At 72.3% G+C, this 15484-nt stretch carries 13 protein-coding genes and 1 pseudogene; 1 reads left to right on the plus strand and 13 read right to left on the minus strand.

The features are described 5' to 3' along the window. From BUB75_RS11330 to BUB75_RS11380, 12 genes and pseudogenes are all read right to left on the minus strand, one after another. The gene (locus BUB75_RS11330; protein WP_073255569.1) at positions 1–678 is read right to left on the minus strand and encodes a phage baseplate assembly protein V; all 678 of its coding nucleotides are present in this window, start codon (positions 676–678) and stop codon (positions 1–3) included. Further along, entirely contained in the window at positions 675–1820 is a 1146-nt protein-coding gene (locus tag BUB75_RS11335; protein WP_073255572.1) for a phage late control D family protein, read from the minus strand. The genes BUB75_RS11330 and BUB75_RS11335 overlap by 4 nt, the downstream gene beginning before the upstream one ends. Before the next feature lie 6 nt (positions 1821–1826). Then, positions 1827–2102: a hypothetical protein gene (locus BUB75_RS11340; RefSeq protein ID WP_073255575.1), complete on the minus strand. Its 276-nt coding sequence runs from the start codon at positions 2100–2102 to the stop codon at positions 1827–1829. A 23-nt stretch (positions 2103–2125) separates the two neighbouring features. Next, the gene (locus tag BUB75_RS11345) at positions 2126–2800 is read right to left on the minus strand and encodes a hypothetical protein (RefSeq protein ID WP_073255578.1); all 675 of its coding nucleotides are present in this window, start codon (positions 2798–2800) and stop codon (positions 2126–2128) included. After that, positions 2797–3069, minus strand: coding sequence for a hypothetical protein (locus BUB75_RS11350; RefSeq protein WP_073255581.1), 273 nt, complete (start codon positions 3067–3069; stop codon positions 2797–2799). Before BUB75_RS11350 ends, BUB75_RS11345 begins: the two co-directional genes overlap by 4 nt. After that, positions 3066–5105, minus strand: coding sequence for an ATP-binding protein (locus BUB75_RS47020; RefSeq protein ID WP_073255584.1), 2040 nt, complete (start codon positions 5103–5105; stop codon positions 3066–3068). The genes BUB75_RS11350 and BUB75_RS47020 overlap by 4 nt, the downstream gene beginning before the upstream one ends. After that, positions 5102–6271 carry a Pvc16 family protein gene (locus BUB75_RS11360; RefSeq protein WP_178379830.1) on the minus strand — a complete coding sequence of 390 codons (1170 nt, stop codon included), beginning with the start codon at positions 6269–6271 and terminating at the stop codon, positions 5102–5104. The genes BUB75_RS47020 and BUB75_RS11360 overlap by 4 nt, the downstream gene beginning before the upstream one ends. A gap of 2 nt (positions 6272–6273) precedes the next feature. Next, on the minus strand, positions 6274–7353 hold the full coding sequence (locus tag BUB75_RS46200; protein ID WP_178379831.1) for a hypothetical protein: 1080 nt from the start codon (positions 7351–7353) through the stop codon (positions 6274–6276). 651 nt (positions 7354–8004) lie between these two features. Further along, entirely contained in the window at positions 8005–8184 is a 180-nt protein-coding gene (locus BUB75_RS11370; RefSeq protein WP_073255593.1) for a hypothetical protein, read from the minus strand. A gap of 67 nt (positions 8185–8251) precedes the next feature. Then, positions 8252–8920, minus strand: a pseudogene (locus tag BUB75_RS48795) (hypothetical protein); the annotation flags it as partial. A gap of 4 nt (positions 8921–8924) precedes the next feature. Further along, complete coding sequence (locus BUB75_RS11375; RefSeq protein ID WP_073255596.1) at positions 8925–9422, minus strand: phage tail protein; 498 nt, start codon at positions 9420–9422, stop codon at positions 8925–8927. A gap of 10 nt (positions 9423–9432) precedes the next feature. Beyond that, positions 9433–11037, minus strand: coding sequence for a phage tail sheath family protein (locus BUB75_RS11380; protein ID WP_073255599.1), 1605 nt, complete (start codon positions 11035–11037; stop codon positions 9433–9435). A 158-nt stretch (positions 11038–11195) separates the two neighbouring features. Here BUB75_RS11380 and BUB75_RS11385 point away from each other — a divergent pair, with 158 nt between their 5' ends. Continuing rightward, complete coding sequence (locus BUB75_RS11385; RefSeq protein WP_143175148.1) at positions 11196–14156, plus strand: class I SAM-dependent methyltransferase; 2961 nt, start codon at positions 11196–11198, stop codon at positions 14154–14156. Positions 14157–14546: 390 nt separating this feature from the next. On the opposite strand, the gene BUB75_RS11390 is transcribed toward BUB75_RS11385, so the two are convergent. Beyond that, positions 14547–15437 carry an SDR family NAD(P)-dependent oxidoreductase gene (locus BUB75_RS11390; RefSeq protein WP_218617435.1) on the minus strand — a complete coding sequence of 297 codons (891 nt, stop codon included), beginning with the start codon at positions 15435–15437 and terminating at the stop codon, positions 14547–14549. Positions 15438–15484 lie beyond the last annotated feature (47 nt).

The raw sequence follows: 15484 nt of genomic DNA on the forward strand, positions 1-15484 counted from the left end.
CTACTCCGTCGTCACTTTCGCCGAGAGCTGGCTCGTGCTCATCGGCTGGGTGGGCGGGCCGGAGGGGCCGACTCCGGTGGGGTGCGTGTGCGCGTTGAAGAACTGCTGGAACGTGTTGCCGAGGACGACGCTCTCGGACGCCTCCGCGCCGAGCTTCACCTTCTCGGCGGTGACGACGACCGACCCGTCCTTCTCGAACCGGACCGAGCACGTGCCGTTGCCGTTGGCCAGCAGCACCACCTGGCCGTCGTCGTCGAACGTCAGCTCGTGGCCGCTGCTGGTCCGCAGCACGGCGAGCGTCGCGGTGGCGTCCTTGCCGTCGTCGGCGGTCGGCGCTTCCGGCCCGGCCTCGGTACCGAGGTCGTCGGCTCCCCCGGTGCTCTCCGGCGCGCTCCAGAACGTCCCCGACCAGATCGGACGGCTCACGTCGCCGCCCGCGAACTCGATCCAGACGGTCGCGCCGATCGCCGGGAGGAACAGCATGCCGACCTTCGCGGTGCCACCGACGGGCACGCAGGGCAGCGCCCAGCCGGTGTCGACGTCCTCGCCCAGCAGCGCGGGCACCCGGGCGCGGATGCGCCCGATCTTCTCCGGATCGGTGACGTCGGTGACGACGCCCTCGTACTTGCCGTAGAAGCGGTCGACGTGCCAGCCGGGTTCGTCGTCAGCGCGGATCATGTCGCCGGCACCTCCTCGGCGGACTGGCCGTAGGCCTCGCTGCCGGACTGGCCGGTGGCGTTGCGGAGGGCGGTGAACGTCTGCAGCAACGCCCCGTCCTGCAGCGTCGTGCGCACGGACTGGACGTAGTAGATCCCGGAGAACCGCCGGCCCGTCCCCCGGACGAGCACCGGCCTGCGGGCCCGGAGAATGCCCCGGTAGAGCGCGGGGTCCAGTTCCGCGCGCAGCTCGACGACGAACCGCGCCGCGTCGGTCGCGGCGGACGTCTCGGCCCCGATCGCCTCGTCGAGCGGGAACGGATCGCGGACCAGTGCCCGTGCGGCCGTCGCGCCCGCGCCGGTCAGGCCCGCCTCGACGGCGGCCGCGGCGTCGTCCCCGCCGATCGCCTCCAGCGTCGGGGTGCCGGCGCCCCGCACGATGCGTTTGGCGATCGGGTCGAGTGCCGACGCGGTCGCGGTGATCGGGCCGGTCGCCAGCAACTGCAGGTCGGCCCAGTTGAGGCACTCGCCCTCCTGCAGGATGACGAGGTCGGGCTGCGGTGGGCCGGTGACGTCCGGTGGGCCGAAGTGCCCGACCACCTGGCCGCGGGCGTCGTCGTACTCGAAGTAGAAGCGCGCGCCGTTCCGGCGTGCGAGGTGCTGCAGGAAGCGCCAGTCGGTGGCGCGCTGCGTCAGCCGCTGCCGGTCCTCGTCGTAGAAGACCGCGGTGTCCGCGACCTCGGCGCCGAGCTGGTAGCCCGCGAGTACCTGCGTGACGACGTCGCTGTCCTTGACGTTGCGCCAGGCGGCGACGCGTTCCTCGGCGTCCAGGAGCACCGCGGCGTCCATCGCCAGCACCTCGAGGTACGCGTTGGCGGCGACCGACTCGAAGTGCGGACGCACGTGCGTGAGCACCCCTTCGAACAGCCGCTGGGTCAGCCCGCCGGGCGGTGCGACCTCGAAGCTCAACGCGGTGCCCGGCACGAAGAGGTCGTCGTCGAGCGGGCCGAACTCACCGTCGGCGCGCTGCACCAGGCTGAAGCGCAACGCCAGCACCGACGGGTCGCAGTCGCTCTCGCGCACCTCGGCACGGGTCAGCTGCGCGAGCACGACCGCGTCCAGCGGCTGTCCCGCGACGAGAACCCCGATCCGGGCGGACGGCATCGGCGGCTACCGGTCCGGAGGAATGCTGATCGGCTCGGACGGCACGACGACGTCGAACGGATCCGGCTCGGTGGCGGCGTCACAGATCCGCCAGAAGCGGGTCGGGTCGCGGTAGAACCGCCAGGCCAGCAGGTCCAGCCGGTCGGTGTCGGTCGGCTGGATCGACAGGACGGCGTTCGATGCCGGGGTGGCACGCAACGCGAGCAGCGGCTGGCTGCCCGCCCACTCGTCGTCGACGGGAACGACCGGAGTCGTGGCGTACCGGCTTCGCCGGTCGATCATGGACGAACCTCCTCTGCGCGGTGCTAGAGCGGCAGGATCGTGGATCCCTGGGCGGCCGTGGTGTCGTAGTAGAGGCGGGCCAGTTCGCGCCGCCCGGCCCCGGTGTGGTCCAGCGCCGACCGGACTGCCGGGTCGTCGCGGGCCGCGGCCTCACCGAGCACCTCGAGCGACGCCTCGATCTCGGCCCGCACCGGGTTGAGGTGGCTGTTGTAGACCGACTCGTCGATCTTCAAGCTGCTGATCCGCACCGGAAGGACTCGCTTGCGCCCCCAGACCAGCAGCACGGTCGGGCGCGGGCTCGCCGCCCGCACCGGCTCGGTCCCGTCCGAGGTGGCCGCCGCGTCCGACTCGGCGGGATACATCAGGTCCTCGATCGCGGCGATCTCCGGTGCGATGCCGAACTCCGGATCGAACCGGCTGACCTCGGCGTCACGGTCGTCGAAATCGAGGCGGATCTGCACGCTGAAGCTCTCCTTCACCGCACCCGCCGTATCGGCGGCGGCCTCCGACGCGGGCGGCGCCGAGGCCCCGGGCGCGGCACCCTCCACCCCGGTCGCCTGCTGGCCGGCTTCCACGGCCACCGTCCGGCTCAACGACTCCGGGTTGAAGCGGAACGGGATCACCCGCCGGCGATCGGGATATCCGCCGGGCTCGTAGGCGATGAACGCGCCGCGCAGGTAGCGGGCCTCTCGGGTCATGGTGCCTCCCCCGTGATCCGGCGGTACAGCTCGTCGGCGAGGCGCGCCGCTGCTCCGGGCCCGGCGAACCAGTCCGGAGCCACCGGCTCCACCTCGACCAGCTCCAGCGCGCGGAGCGGCGCCTCCCGGTCGGCCGCCATCGGCGCAGTGGCCAGACGGGCGGCCAGCAGTGCGAGCGCCCGCCGGAGCGTCTGCTCGGCCTCGCCGACCGCGGCCTCCCGGCCGATCTCGACCGCGATCCGGTCGATCCGCACCCGGACATCGGTCATCGTGGCCTCCGGTGTCCGTTGACCAGCCCGGCCAGCGGGCCGAACGCCGCCGCGTCGGCCGGTCGGCCGGCCTTCTGCAGCTCACGCGCGGTGGCACGGACGACGTGCGCGGCGGTGACGCGGCCGGATTCGGTCGCGGCCGCGAGGTGGACGGCGGCCAGCCCGATGTTGTGGATCGCGCCGCCGCTGAGCTGGAACCGGTCGGCGAGCACCTCGATCGCGAGGTCGTCGTCCCGCCACTGCGGGCCGGGCAGCGAGCGTTCCCAGAGCGCGCGGCGCAGGTCGCGGTCGGGAGCCGGGAACTGCAGGACGAACCGCAGCCGGCGGACGAACGCCCCGTCGATGTTGCCTTGCAGGTTCGTGGTGAGGATCGCGACGCCGTCGTAGGACTCGAGGCGCTGGAGGAGGTACCCGGCTTCGATGTTGGCGTATCGGTCGTGCGCGTCCTTCACCTCCGAACGGCGCCCGAACAACGCGTCCGCCTCGTCGAACAGCAACAGCCCGTGACCGGCCTCGACCTCGTCGAAGACCTGGCCCAGGGCCTTCTCGGTCTCGCCGATGTACTTCGACACGACCTGGCTCAGGTCGATCCGGTACAGGTTCAACCCGAGTTCGGACGCCAGACAGCGCGCCGCGAACGTCTTGCCGGTACCGGATTTTCCGGCGAACAGGCACGTCAGGCCCGTCCCGAGCGGGTCGGTCCGCTCGTGGTCCATCGCCCAGGCGACACGATGACTGCTGCGGTGCCAGGAGACGATCTCGTCGAGCTGACGGCGGAGCTCGTCGGGAACCACCAGGTCGGACAGGCGGGCGCTGGTCGGGAGCGTGCTGACGTACCGGCTCATCCGGCGGGCGCCGAGTGCGCGAATCCGGTCGGCCAACACGTCGTCCGCGGCGGCGGGGTTGCCGGCACCGGTCGGGTTGCCGGGACCGGTCGGGTTGCCGGGACCGGCCGAGCCTTCCGCGGCTGGGTCTGCCGGGTCGGGGTCGGTGGCACGGCGCATGTCGTCCGCGTCGCGGACGGCTATCCGCGCTTCCTCGGTGTTGACGCGGAACCGCGCGGCGAGCGCCCGGGCGGTGTCCACTCCGAAGTGTTCTGCCCAGACGCGACTCGCCTCCGGGTACCCGATCGACCCGACGTCGTAGGTCGCCAGGTCGCCGGTGTCGGTGGCCTCGTCGACGAGGACGACCAGGCGGCCGCGGACGGCGCCCAGCCGCGCCAGCGCCGACTGGGTAACCGTGGGCAGCCGATGCAGGTCCAGCACGAGCAGGCCACCGCGGAGCCTGGCGAGTCCGGCGATCGGGGGAAGCTGCTCGTCGGCCGTCACGAGGTTCGCCGGCAGACCGAGGTGGGTGGCGAGGTCACAGCCGAACTGGCGGCCACCCCGCCGGGAGGCTCCGCGCAGCACCAGCAGGCCGCGGTGCTCGAGCAGGTAGGCGCCGTGGCGCACACGGACGACGTCGAACGCGGTCGCCGCGGCCGGACGCACGGTGCTGACCAGCAGGTCGGGGTGCCCGCCCAGCGCCGACGGGTCGTCCTGCGCGACGACGAGTTCGGTGTGCACCAGCCGGAGCGCGTGCTGGCTGTGAGGCGTCCCCGGCGCGCTCTCGATGACCTCGACGAGCCCGAGCCAGTGCGCCTGGCCACCGTTCAGCGCACCTGCCAGCGCCTCCCCGAACGGGACTTCGAGCAGGCCACGCAGCAGACGAGCGACGACGACCGGCGTCGGGAGCTGCTGGCGCGAGTCCTCGGCGAGCAGGCTCACGGCAGCCGCGGCCTCCGGGTACCGCTCGACGGCCGCGCAGAGCATCACCAGCCAGTAGTTCTGCGGCGGCAACCCGAGCTCGTCGCAGAGGCGCACCCGGGCCGGGTCGTCCGAGCGCTCGTGGTCGCGCATCCGGTCACGCAGTTCGGCTCGGTCGCCCGGACGCGCGGTCCACCCGGCATCGGCGGCCGGTACCTGGTCGGCCGGGCCGGCGAGATGGCAGGCCGCGCCCAGCAGGACGGCCTCGCGCATCAGCGCAGCCCCGTTCATGCGACCAGGTCCAGCACGACGTAGGGCGTGTAGGTCTGGATGCCCACGCGCAGCGCCAGCCGCCATGGCCCGGAGCGCTCCGGCAGGCCGGCCGCCCGGACGGTGACCGTGCCCGCAGCGACCGCGGTCACCGGGACGGTGCGCACCTCCGACGGCGCCGCGACGCCGCCGTCCGGCCAGAACACCGCTTCCTCCGCGCCGTCGAGGTTCGCGCCGGTCAGAACGACGTCGGTGGAGGAATCGTGCGGACCGGCGGGAGCGTCGACGCTGGGCGCCTCCGGAGAGGCGATCCGCAGGCTGCCCGGACGCGAGGCCATGCCGCGCCCGGTGAGCGTGAGCGGGTAGGTGCCCGGGCCCAGCGTCTCGAGCCCGCCGGCGTCCAGATCGAGCAGGAACGGCAAGTTCTCGCTGGGTTCCGCCGTCACACCGCCCTCCGGGCGGGCCGCCGTCACACCGCTCTCCGGGAGTTCGGCGGCGACGCCGCCGATCGTGAGCCGGTCGGGGCGGACGGCGGGATCCGCTTCGATGCGCACGCGTCCGCCCTGCCGGACGATGTCCGGCACGAGGCGCACCAGCACCGGGCGCGTACCCGCGCGGATCTCCAGCGCCAGGCCGCCCGGGCGGACGACCAGCGCCGGTTCCTCGTCACCGAGCTGCGAGACGAGCTGGACCGGAGCGACGTCGAAGAGCGCCCAGGGCTGCAGCGCGAGCTCCTGCGACGACCACACCTTCTCCACCTGCTCGAGCGTCACCGCGCGCTGGACGACCGCGAGCGGACCGTCGCCCAGCTGGGTGAACGCTCCGGATCCGGTCGTGAGTGGCAGCTTCAGCATCGGCACGTCGTGGTAGAGCGTCATCACCCGGCCGAGGACGTGGTGCGCCGCGACCGGATCCCCGTCGTCGGCGCCGGACGCCGTGACGAGGTAGGCGCAGGAGAGCGAGAGCGGCGGCGGGCGACGGGTGCCGTCCGGGCGGATCTCGGGCAGGTCGTTGACGTGCTGGGGCTGCCGGGTGGCGTAGAGCAGCGTGATCCGGACGCCCGGCTCGGTGTTCGCCTCGGCTTTCCGCGGTGGGCCGGGCTGGACGTCGACGACGCCGGTCTCGTCCTTGATGTGCTCGGCGAGGACCTGGGCGACGTCGTAGAGGCTTGCGAACGCGGCGCACACGGTCACCACCCCCCGCGGCGTCCGCCGAACCGGAGTCCGGGATCGATGCCGTGGCTGCGTGGCGGGGTCGGTTGCCGCGTGATGGGGCTCTGCGAGCGGGCCGACGGCTTCAGCGGCGGGGCGGCGCTGCGGATCTCGATGCGGCCGATCTCGATCGTGACTCCGCCGGGTGCCCCCCGGTGCGGCTGACCGGGCCGTCGGTCTTCCGGCGGTACCGGCAGCAGCGACGATGCCCGGTGGGTGTCGCCCCACGGGCGGGCGAGAAAGCTCCGACCGGACGATGCCCCGCCGCCGAACCCTTGCATTGCCGCGCCGGAAACGGCCGCAGCGGTGTCGGAGGCCGACACGGCGGCGCCATGGGCCGCCGCGGCCGCGCTACGAGCCGAGGCGGCGAGGTCGGAGGCCGCCGCTGCGGCACCGCGGGCCGACCCGGCCGCGCCACCGGCCGCCACGGCAGCGCCATGGGCCGACACAGCCGCACCACGAGCCATCACCGCCGCGCCACGAGCCGACGCGGTTGCGCCACCGGCCGCCGCGGCCGCACCACCGGCCGACACAACCGCGCCACGAGCCGACGCAGTTGCACCACCGGCCGACACAGCCGCACCACCGGCCGACACGGCCGCGCCACGAGCCGACGCCGCTGCGCCACCGGCCACCGCGGCCGCGCCGTGGGCCGATGTGGCGGCGCCGTGGGCCGACGTGGCGATACTGGAGGCCGACCCGGCCGCGCCACCGGCCAGCGCGGCGGCGCCACGGGCCCCGGCGGCGGAGTCGGAGGCCGACACTGCGGCGCCGCGGGCCGACGTGGCCGCGCCACCAGCCGCTGCGGCGGCGCCGGAGGCCCACGCGGCCGCGCCACCGGCCGACATGGCGGCGCCGGGGGCCCATGCGACCGCGCCACTGGCCGATTCGGCGGCGCCGGAGGCCCACGTAGCCGCGCCACCAGCCGCTGCGGCGGGGTCGGAGGCCCACGTGCCCGCGCCACCGGTCGACGTGCCGGTGGCGGGCGGCAGCGGGGTGGCGTGTGGCGAGAGTGGGACCGGTGCCCTCGTTGCCGGGGTGCCCCGTCCCGCGGACATCGGAAGCGGCTCGTAAGCCGTCCCCATCGGAGGGACCGGGTCCGCCCAGCCCGCAAGTCTCCCCGAGGAGGCACCGCCGGTCGCCCACGGCTCCCCGGCGCCTGCCTGCCCGCGGAACCGTATGGAATCCGACCGGCCCGGGGCGGCCGGATCCCCCACACTTCCCCAGGTCCCTGGGGCGTTCCGCTCCGCCGCGTACGAGCCGCCCCCCGCGGACAGGCCCACTCCCGCACCGCGGCTCGTTCCCTCGCCCCGGCTCCCCGCCGCGCCCCGGCTCGCGGCCGCACCCAGGCCCGCCGCGTCTGGGCTCCCCGCCGCGTCCCAGTTCCCCGCCGCGCCCCGGCCCGCCGCCGCGTCCCAGTTCCCCGCCGTATCCCGGCCCGCCGCCGTGCCCCGGCTCGCCGCCCCTCCGACCGTCGAAGGCCCGCCCGGGCCTCCCCGGACGCCGCGCGTCGGCTGCAGGGGCAGGTGCTGCCCGGTCACCGGTCCGGCGCGGGCCGCCGACAGGGCACGCAACGGCCCCGGCAGCCCACCCGCCGGAGGTCCCAACACCGCACTCCGGCCAGGCGCACCCGGCGGCCCGGCCCGCAGCGGACCGGCCAGCAGGCGTCCGAGGCTCGGCATCTCAGCAGCGCCCCTCAGCCGGGCCCGTCACGACGGCCCCGCGTCGGACAGACCGGCCAGCAGGGCGGCGTCGGCGTCGCGCTCGAGCAGCAGCAGATAGGCGAGCCGCCGGGACAGCGACAGACCGAAGATGTCGCGTTCGGACCAGTGATACGCCTGCGCGATCTGGTGCACGTCGCGCAGGAGTCGCTGCGCTCGCCCGATCATTTCGAAAAAAAAAGCTCGTCACGTCGAACGGCGCCTGGATGGGCTCCCGGCAGTGCGAGCACTCCAGCGTCATCTCGAGGTCGAGCGCGGGCAGCCGGGATTCGATCGCGGTCTCCAACACTGCGCGGTGCCGCATCGGTAGGCCCCGGACGAAGTCCTCATCCAGCCCGTCCACGCGCTCGCCGTAGCGGCGTAAGCATCGGGCCAGCAGCCAGGTGCGCCGCTCGGCGGCGCCGATCGGCCCGGCGTCGAACAGATCCTCCTGCGCTCCCGCAGTGGGCAGCGACAACTCCGCCGGGCCGACGTCCGGCAGGTCCAGCGTGACCAGCCGATCCGGCACCTCGAAGTCGAGCGGCAACGCGTCGAGCGAGAACGTCGCACCACTTGTGCGGTCGCACGAGGGGCAGAGCACCTCGGCGCTCACGTCCGGACCGAGCGACATACGGCGCAGCCGTACGAGTTCCCGATCACGTTCGGCGACGAGCAACGCCCGCACCTGCTCGCGGGCCTCACCCGGCTCGGCGCCGGGCGCGACGAGACACCGCGCCAGGATCTCGTTGCACAACCGAGCGGTGTTGGCCTCAGTCTGGTGCCGCTCCAGGTACTCCTCCTCCCAACCCGACAACTCGCGGAGCGGCAGCGCCGCCGGAGCCTCGGTCGTCGGTGGCGAAGGCGAAGACGGCGTCTGCGGAGCGGCCGTGCTGAGCGGGCTTCGGACGCGTTCGGTGGCCGGCACGGACTTACGTCTCGGCCGGCTCGGGCAGGGGTTCGACCGAGAACCCCTCGTACTCGAACTTGAGCGTCTGGATCGCGACCGCGTTGGCGTTGGCGTCCATCTCCGGGAGCACCTGGAATTCGGAGACCCAAGCCCGGTGCAGGACGAACGCCATCACGGCGGTGGCCTGGAGGTTGAGCACCTCGACCGTGACTTCCTTGCGATAGAGCTTGAGCGACGCCGCCCCGTCGCCGCGCGGCGAGTTGACCTGGTTCGCCCACTCGATCAGCTGCTGGTCGTGGCTGAGGCCTGCTTCCAGCGTGATCGGCTCGAATTTGGTGCGGCCCGGCAGTTTCCGGACGATCGAATCGCCACCCGCCTCGCGCCACTCGACGGTCTCCGTCGATCGTTTGATCGCGGACATCTTCGACAGCCCGGCGACGTAGAGGTTGTCCCACTTGACGCGGAATTTGAAGTTCGCGTACGGATCGATGCGATGCGTGTTCACCGAAAATTGCGCCACAGCATCCTCCTTACGCGCTCTGCGTCTTCTGGCTCAGATGGACGACGACAAATTCCGCCGGGCGTAGCGGCGCGAAACTCACCAGAATGTTGACGACACCCGCGGCCTGATCGAGTTCGGTCGTGGTATCGGCATCAACTTTGACGCCATATGCCTCATCGCTGGTGCGGCCGGCGAAGGCGCCATTACGGAACTGGGATTCCAGGAAGGCATTGATCGAGGCGCGGAGGCTACTCCAGAGCGGCTCGTCGTTGGGCTCGAAGACCGCCCATTGGATCCCGTTGTAGATACTGGTTCGCAGGAAAATCGCCATCCGCCGGACCGGCACGTACCGCCATTCACTCGCGGGAACCATCGTGCGCGTGCCCCAGACCACCCGGCCCGCGCCGGGAATGAGCCGTAGCGCGTTGATGCCCACCGGGTTGAGGTCGTCGCTGTGCAGGTCGTTGAGGCGATGTTCGAGCGCGATCGTCCCGTTGAGGGTGGCCTCGGTGCCCGCCGGGGCTTTCCAGACCCCCCGCCGTCCGTCGGTCCGGGCGTACAGACCGGCGACGAACGCGGACGGAGGCAGCGTGATCGTCGGATTCCGTCCGGCGCCGACGATGTCGCCGGCGACGACGTGCGGCCAGTACAGCGCGGTGAAGTTGCTCGCGTTCAGCTCGGTGAGGCCGGCCAGGGCCCCCTGCGTCGCGCTGGTCGGATCGACGGCGTCGCTCTGGCGCGGAAGATCACCGATGAAGAACAGGTCGCGACGCGGGCGGTTCTCCGCGAAGCCGATGAACTGGTCGACGTACTGCCCGTAGTCGGCGTCGTCGGCCAGCAGCGCGTCGCACGTCGCGACGAGGAGTGCGGCGTCGTCGACGTCGGCCAGGCGGTCGGCCAGCAGCTGGCCGTAGTCCACCGGCCCGAGCTCGCCGCCGCCGCCGAAACCCCCCGTCAATTCCGTCGCGCCGTCGACGATGTCCCGCTGCGTCGGGTTGGACGGTGTCGAGCCGAGCGCGTCGAGCTGCGGAGCCTCGAGCGGCAGCGTCTCGTCCCAGCGGATGAACAGGCTGCGACGCAGGACGTCGACCACGTAGTTCTCGTCACCGGGGTCGAGCGACAAGCGATCCCAGGTCTCGACCAGCCGGCGCTCTCCGCCCGGCTCGGGAGACTCGTACACGACCGCGATCCGGAAACGCTGCGGCGTCGATCCGCTCGCGGCATCGGGCGCTGCTCCACTCGCGGCGAGGAACGCCACCGAGACCGATCCGCCCCAGCGGCCGGGCGAACTCGCCAGCACGCTGCCTTGGCTCGCGACCGCGATTCCTTCGTCCTCGTCGGGATCGGCGGCCCGCAAAACGTACGCCGACGATCCACCGTTCTGGTAAAAAGCGTCGATGGCGTACGCGGTCAATACCCGGCTCGGGGCGCCCGGCGGATCTCCGTCACGAGTGCGGAAATATCCACCGAACAGTCGTTGGTAATCAGCGCGACTCTTGATTCTGGTGGGAACCAAGGGACCACGTTCGGTTTCGCCGACAAAAATAGTGGTGCTCGTCGCCGCACCCTCGATCGAACGCGCGCCGGACGGCACCTCCTGCACATAAACGCCCGGATGCAGCAAGGTCGCCATGAATCGTCATGGTAGGCCTCGCAACTGCCCGCTGGCTAGGGCTAGTAAAAAGAGACGAACCAGTTTCGCGGTGGCGCAGGGCGTAGCGCGAAAGGGGCACCCGGAATGATGGAAGGCCATTGATCATGACTCGGGCACATAACGTTTTCGCGTGCCTCGTGCACGAAGCGCCGGAATGTGTGGACGATTTGGTCGACAACCTTCGATTCCTCGACCCCGCTTCGGACGTTCTGCTCTACGACGGAAGCCGCAGCGGAGCGCTGCTGCACGGCACGGGGCTGGCCGCGCGTGACGGCGTGATCGTCCATCCGGCGCCGCGGCCGATGGCGTGGGGGGCGCTGCACGACTTCGCGATCGATTGCCTGCGGTTCGCCCGCGACGAGCTGAACGCCGACGCGCTGACGATCGTCGACTCGGATCAGCTCGCGGTCCGCCCCGGGTACTCGCAGTACCTCGCATCGTTCCTGGACGCCCATCCGGCGGCGGGTTGCCTGGTCAGCGCGCCGGGCCCACAACCGCGGCGCAGCATGATCGCGCCGGCGCGTGCGGCCTGGAAGGAAGCCGAAGCCTGGCGGCACTTCGTCCGGCGCTTCCCGGCCGGCGAGGAGAAGTTCCCGCACTGGACGTTCTGGCCGTCGACGGTGTTCACCCGGCGCGCGACTGATGACCTCCTGCGGCTCTGGGCGGACGACGAGCTGCGCTCGCTGCTGGCCCGGACGTCGATCGTGGCGACCGAGGAGGTGCTCCTGCCGACGCTGGTCGCGCTGTCGGGTCACGATGTCGTCCGCAATCCGTGCTCGTACGACCTGGTCCGGTTTCGCGTCGCGTACCACCCGCGGCAGATCGATGCGGCTGCGAACCGGTCCGATGTGTACTGGGTCCACCCGGTCGCCCGCCGGCTCGCCGATCCGGTGCGGACGCACATCCGCCGGCGGTTCGGGCAGTACGCGGCAGCCACCCGGCGCCGCCACGTCGGACCGTTCGACACCACACCGTCGCGGCCGCTCCCGTTGCTGCTCCCCCTGCTGCGGCGGCTGGACGCCGTGCCCGGGCGGCTGACCCACGACGAGGCCGACCTCCTCCTGGCCGCAGCCACCGAGGCGGCCCAGCCCGACCGCGCCGCCCAGCCCGACCGCGCCGCCCAGCCCGACCGCGCCGCCCAGCCCAACCGCGCCGCCCAGCCCAACCACACCACCCAGCCCAACCACACCACCCAGCCCAACCACACCACCCAGCCCAACCACACCACCCAGCCCAACCACACCACCCAGCCCAACCACACCACCCAGCCCAACCACACCACCCAGCCCAACCACACCACCCAGCCCAACCACACCACCCAGCCCGACCGCGCCGCCCAGCCCGACCGCGCCACTCAGCCGGGCCCGGACGGCCCGGACGGCCCGGACGGCCCGGACGGTCCGGACGGTCCGCGCCGGATCGTGGCGGTCGGCGTCGAAGCTCGGATCGCCGTGCTGCTCCGTGCGGCGGCCCGGCGTGCGACGCCGCAGGCCGAGTTCTCCGACGGTGACCCCGGCGGAGACAGCCCGATCGACCTGCTGGTCGCCGGGAGCGAGGCAGGTTACGCGGCGACCGTCGGCAACGTCAGTGCGGTCGAGGCCAGAGTGGCGCCCGGTGGCCTGGTCGCGGTCCACGGGTACGCCGAGCGCACCGGAGGCCGCGACCTCGTCGACCATCTCGTGGCCGCCGGCGGCTATCGGCCGGTGCAGCGGGTCGGCACGCTGGCCCTCCTCCGCAAGACGACCACCGCCGGGCTCGTCCCGATCGGTCCGCACCTGGAAAACATGGCGCCGGTCCGCGGTTGGCTCGCACCCGACGAGGCGGCGCTCCTGGCCCTGTGCACGGCCTGGGCGCTCCGGCTTCCCGATCCGGGGGCGATCGTCGAGGTCGGCAGCTACTGCGGCCGCGGCACCGTCGTGCTCGGCGGCGTCGCCGCGGCGATCGGCGGACCGGCCCGGGTGCACGCCGTCGACCCGTTCGACGGCGTGGTCGGCGCGGTCGGAGCAGACCTGGCCGAGACCGGCCCGACCCTGGCGGAGTTCACGTCGGCGATCGAGGCCGCCGGTCTGGCCGACGTCGTCCTTCCCCGTCCGGGCCGGTCGGGAGACATTCCGTGGGACGAACCGATCGCGCTGCTCGTCGTCGACGGGCTGCACGACCAGGCGTCGGTGGCGAGCGACGTCCGGCGGTTCGCGCCCTATCTGCTCCGGGGCGGCTTCCTCGCGTTCCACGACCACGCCGCCTACTACCCGGGGGTTCAGGCGGTCGTCGCTGAACTCCTGCGGGGCGACACGTTCGAGCAGGTGGCGCAGGTCGGGAGCCTCGTCGTCCTGCGCGCGCTGACCGATGCGCCCGCCGTGGCGCTCTCGGACGGCCGGCCGCTGATCTCGTGCCTGATGACGACGCGCGACCGGCGGGCCTCGGTGCCGCGGGCGATCGGGTACTTCCTGCGCCAGGACTACCCCCACCGCGAGTTGATCGTCGTGGACGACGGAACGGATTCGGTCGCCGATCTGATCCCCGATGACCCGCGCATCCGGTATCTGCGGCTGACCGGTCGCCACACGGTCGGCGCCAAACGCAACATCGGGTGCGAGCAGGCACGCGGCGAGCTCGTCGTCCACTGGGACGACGAGGACTGGATGGCCGGCCGGCGGCTCCGGTATCAAGCCGCCGAGATGCTGGCTCACGACGTCGATATCTGCGGTTTGAGCACGCTCTACTTCTGCGATCCGTCGAGCGCCCGGGGATGGCAGTACACCTATCCGTCCTCGCGACGCCCCTGGGTGGCGGACGCGACGTTCTGCTATCGCCGCGAGCTGTGGGCGTCCGAACCGTTTCCGGACCGGAGCGGCGACCTCGACACCCACTACCTGCGGCGGGACGGCGCGAAGCGCGTCCGCGTGCTGGCCGATCCGTCGTTCTACGTCGGGATCGTCCGTCCCGGCCGGGCGGGCGCCACCGATGCCCGGTGGCGCCCGCAACCCCTCAGCGCGATCACCGCACTGATGGGCGCCGACTGGTCGCTCTACGCACCCGCTGCGGAAAACACGGCCGTGCTCACCGAAGGGACGGCCGGAAATCCGCACCCGGTGTGATGCCGAAGGCGAACGTCATCGGCTCGGTGTCGCTCATGGACTTCGGCACGAGCACCACCGCGAACTGCCCGTTGGCGTACCGCACCACCGCGCTGTCCGAGAACGTCTGATGACACTCCTGCCGGACGATCGTCCGGTCGCCTACCCGCACGGTCTGCGGCACCGGATCCCGGAACGAATAACCGGCGAAAGCCGATGGACCCGCATCAGGCCTTCCTGAAGCATGTCAGCGGCGAGGTGATAGTTGCCGGTCAGCAGGAAACGTGCGGCCCGCCGGATGACGGGTTCTCGGCTGGCGCCGATGCCAGCCGCGGCCCGACATGCCACGACAGCCCGGGCAGGACGCCACAGCGTCCTGCCCGGGTCGGCTCCGGACGCGGCCTGCCCGCGTCAGGACTTCTCCGACGAAGCGAGAAGCTCCTCGGTGGCTTCCCAGAGCCGCTGAGCGAGGTCGGCATCCCGCGCCTGCGCCGACGTCGAGGCGTCCGGCTTGAGCTTGTTGTAGTACTGGCCGTTGACCGCCTGGGGAACCACGTCGGCGGCCAGGTGGACCAGCGGGCGCGCGCCTTCGTCGTTGTCGATCGTGAACAAGCGTCGCCCGAGCGCGGTGTTGTAGACCAGGCCGGCGGCACCGGTCGTACCCCGGCCGAAGTCGGACGCCACCGCACCGGGATGGAACGCGACCGACGTGATGCCGGTCTGCTCCGCCCGGCGTGCGAGCTCGCGGCTGAACAGCAGATCGGCGAGCTTCGCGGTGCCGTAGGCGACGCCGGCGGAGTACCGGCGCTTCCGGTACTCCAGATCGTCCAGCCGGATTTGCCCGGCCCGGTGCGCGACGCTGCTGGTGACGATCACGAGAGCACGAGACTCGGCCAAGCGCTCGTGCACCAGCGACTGCAGCAGGAACGGCGCGAGGTAGTTCGTCTGGAGGGTCGTCTCGTGCCCGTCCTCGGTGTCCGAGCGCTCCGGCACCATGCCGCCGGCGTTGTGCACGAGGACGTCGATCCGCGGACAGCGATCCAGCACCTGCGCGGCTAACGCCCGGACGTCGGAGAACCGGGCGAAGTCGGCGATCGGCACCTCGGTGCCGAGTTCGGCCGACAGGGCGGCGGCGCGCTCCGGTGAGCGTCCGGTGGGGACCACGGTCGCGCCCCGACCGGCCAGGGTGCGCGCGGCGGACGCCCCGATACCCGACGTAGCACCGGTGATCACGATCGTCTTACCGGCGAGGTCACCGGGCATCGTCAAGGCCTCTCTTCCGATCAGGAACCCCAACGGCACCTTCGTAACACCTTCCCGAGGGCGGCGTCACCTGGACCGCTCACTAG

It is taken from the genome of Cryptosporangium aurantiacum (assembly GCF_900143005.1).
In the GTDB taxonomy this organism is placed as follows: Bacteria; Actinomycetota; Actinomycetes; order Mycobacteriales; family Cryptosporangiaceae; genus Cryptosporangium; species Cryptosporangium aurantiacum.

Excerpts from the sequence above, each read along its gene's own strand:
- BUB75_RS11330 (WP_073255569.1), bottom strand. The coding sequence starts at position 678 with ATGATCCGCGCTGACGACGAACCCGGCTGGCACGTCGACCGCTTCTAC.
- BUB75_RS11335 (WP_073255572.1), bottom strand. The coding sequence starts at position 1,820 with ATGCCGTCCGCCCGGATCGGGGTTCTCGTCGCGGGACAGCCGCTGGAC.
- BUB75_RS11340 (WP_073255575.1), bottom strand. The coding sequence starts at position 2,102 with ATGATCGACCGGCGAAGCCGGTACGCCACGACTCCGGTCGTTCCCGTC.
- BUB75_RS11345 (WP_073255578.1), bottom strand. The coding sequence starts at position 2,800 with ATGACCCGAGAGGCCCGCTACCTGCGCGGCGCGTTCATCGCCTACGAG.
- BUB75_RS11350 (WP_073255581.1), bottom strand. The coding sequence starts at position 3,069 with ATGACCGATGTCCGGGTGCGGATCGACCGGATCGCGGTCGAGATCGGC.
- BUB75_RS47020 (WP_073255584.1), bottom strand. The coding sequence starts at position 5,105 with ATGAACGGGGCTGCGCTGATGCGCGAGGCCGTCCTGCTGGGCGCGGCC.
- BUB75_RS46200 (WP_178379831.1), bottom strand. The coding sequence starts at position 7,353 with ATGTCCGCGGGACGGGGCACCCCGGCAACGAGGGCACCGGTCCCACTC.
- BUB75_RS11370 (WP_073255593.1), bottom strand. The coding sequence starts at position 8,184 with ATGATCGGGCGAGCGCAGCGACTCCTGCGCGACGTGCACCAGATCGCG.
- BUB75_RS11380 (WP_073255599.1), bottom strand. The coding sequence starts at position 11,037 with ATGGCGACCTTGCTGCATCCGGGCGTTTATGTGCAGGAGGTGCCGTCC.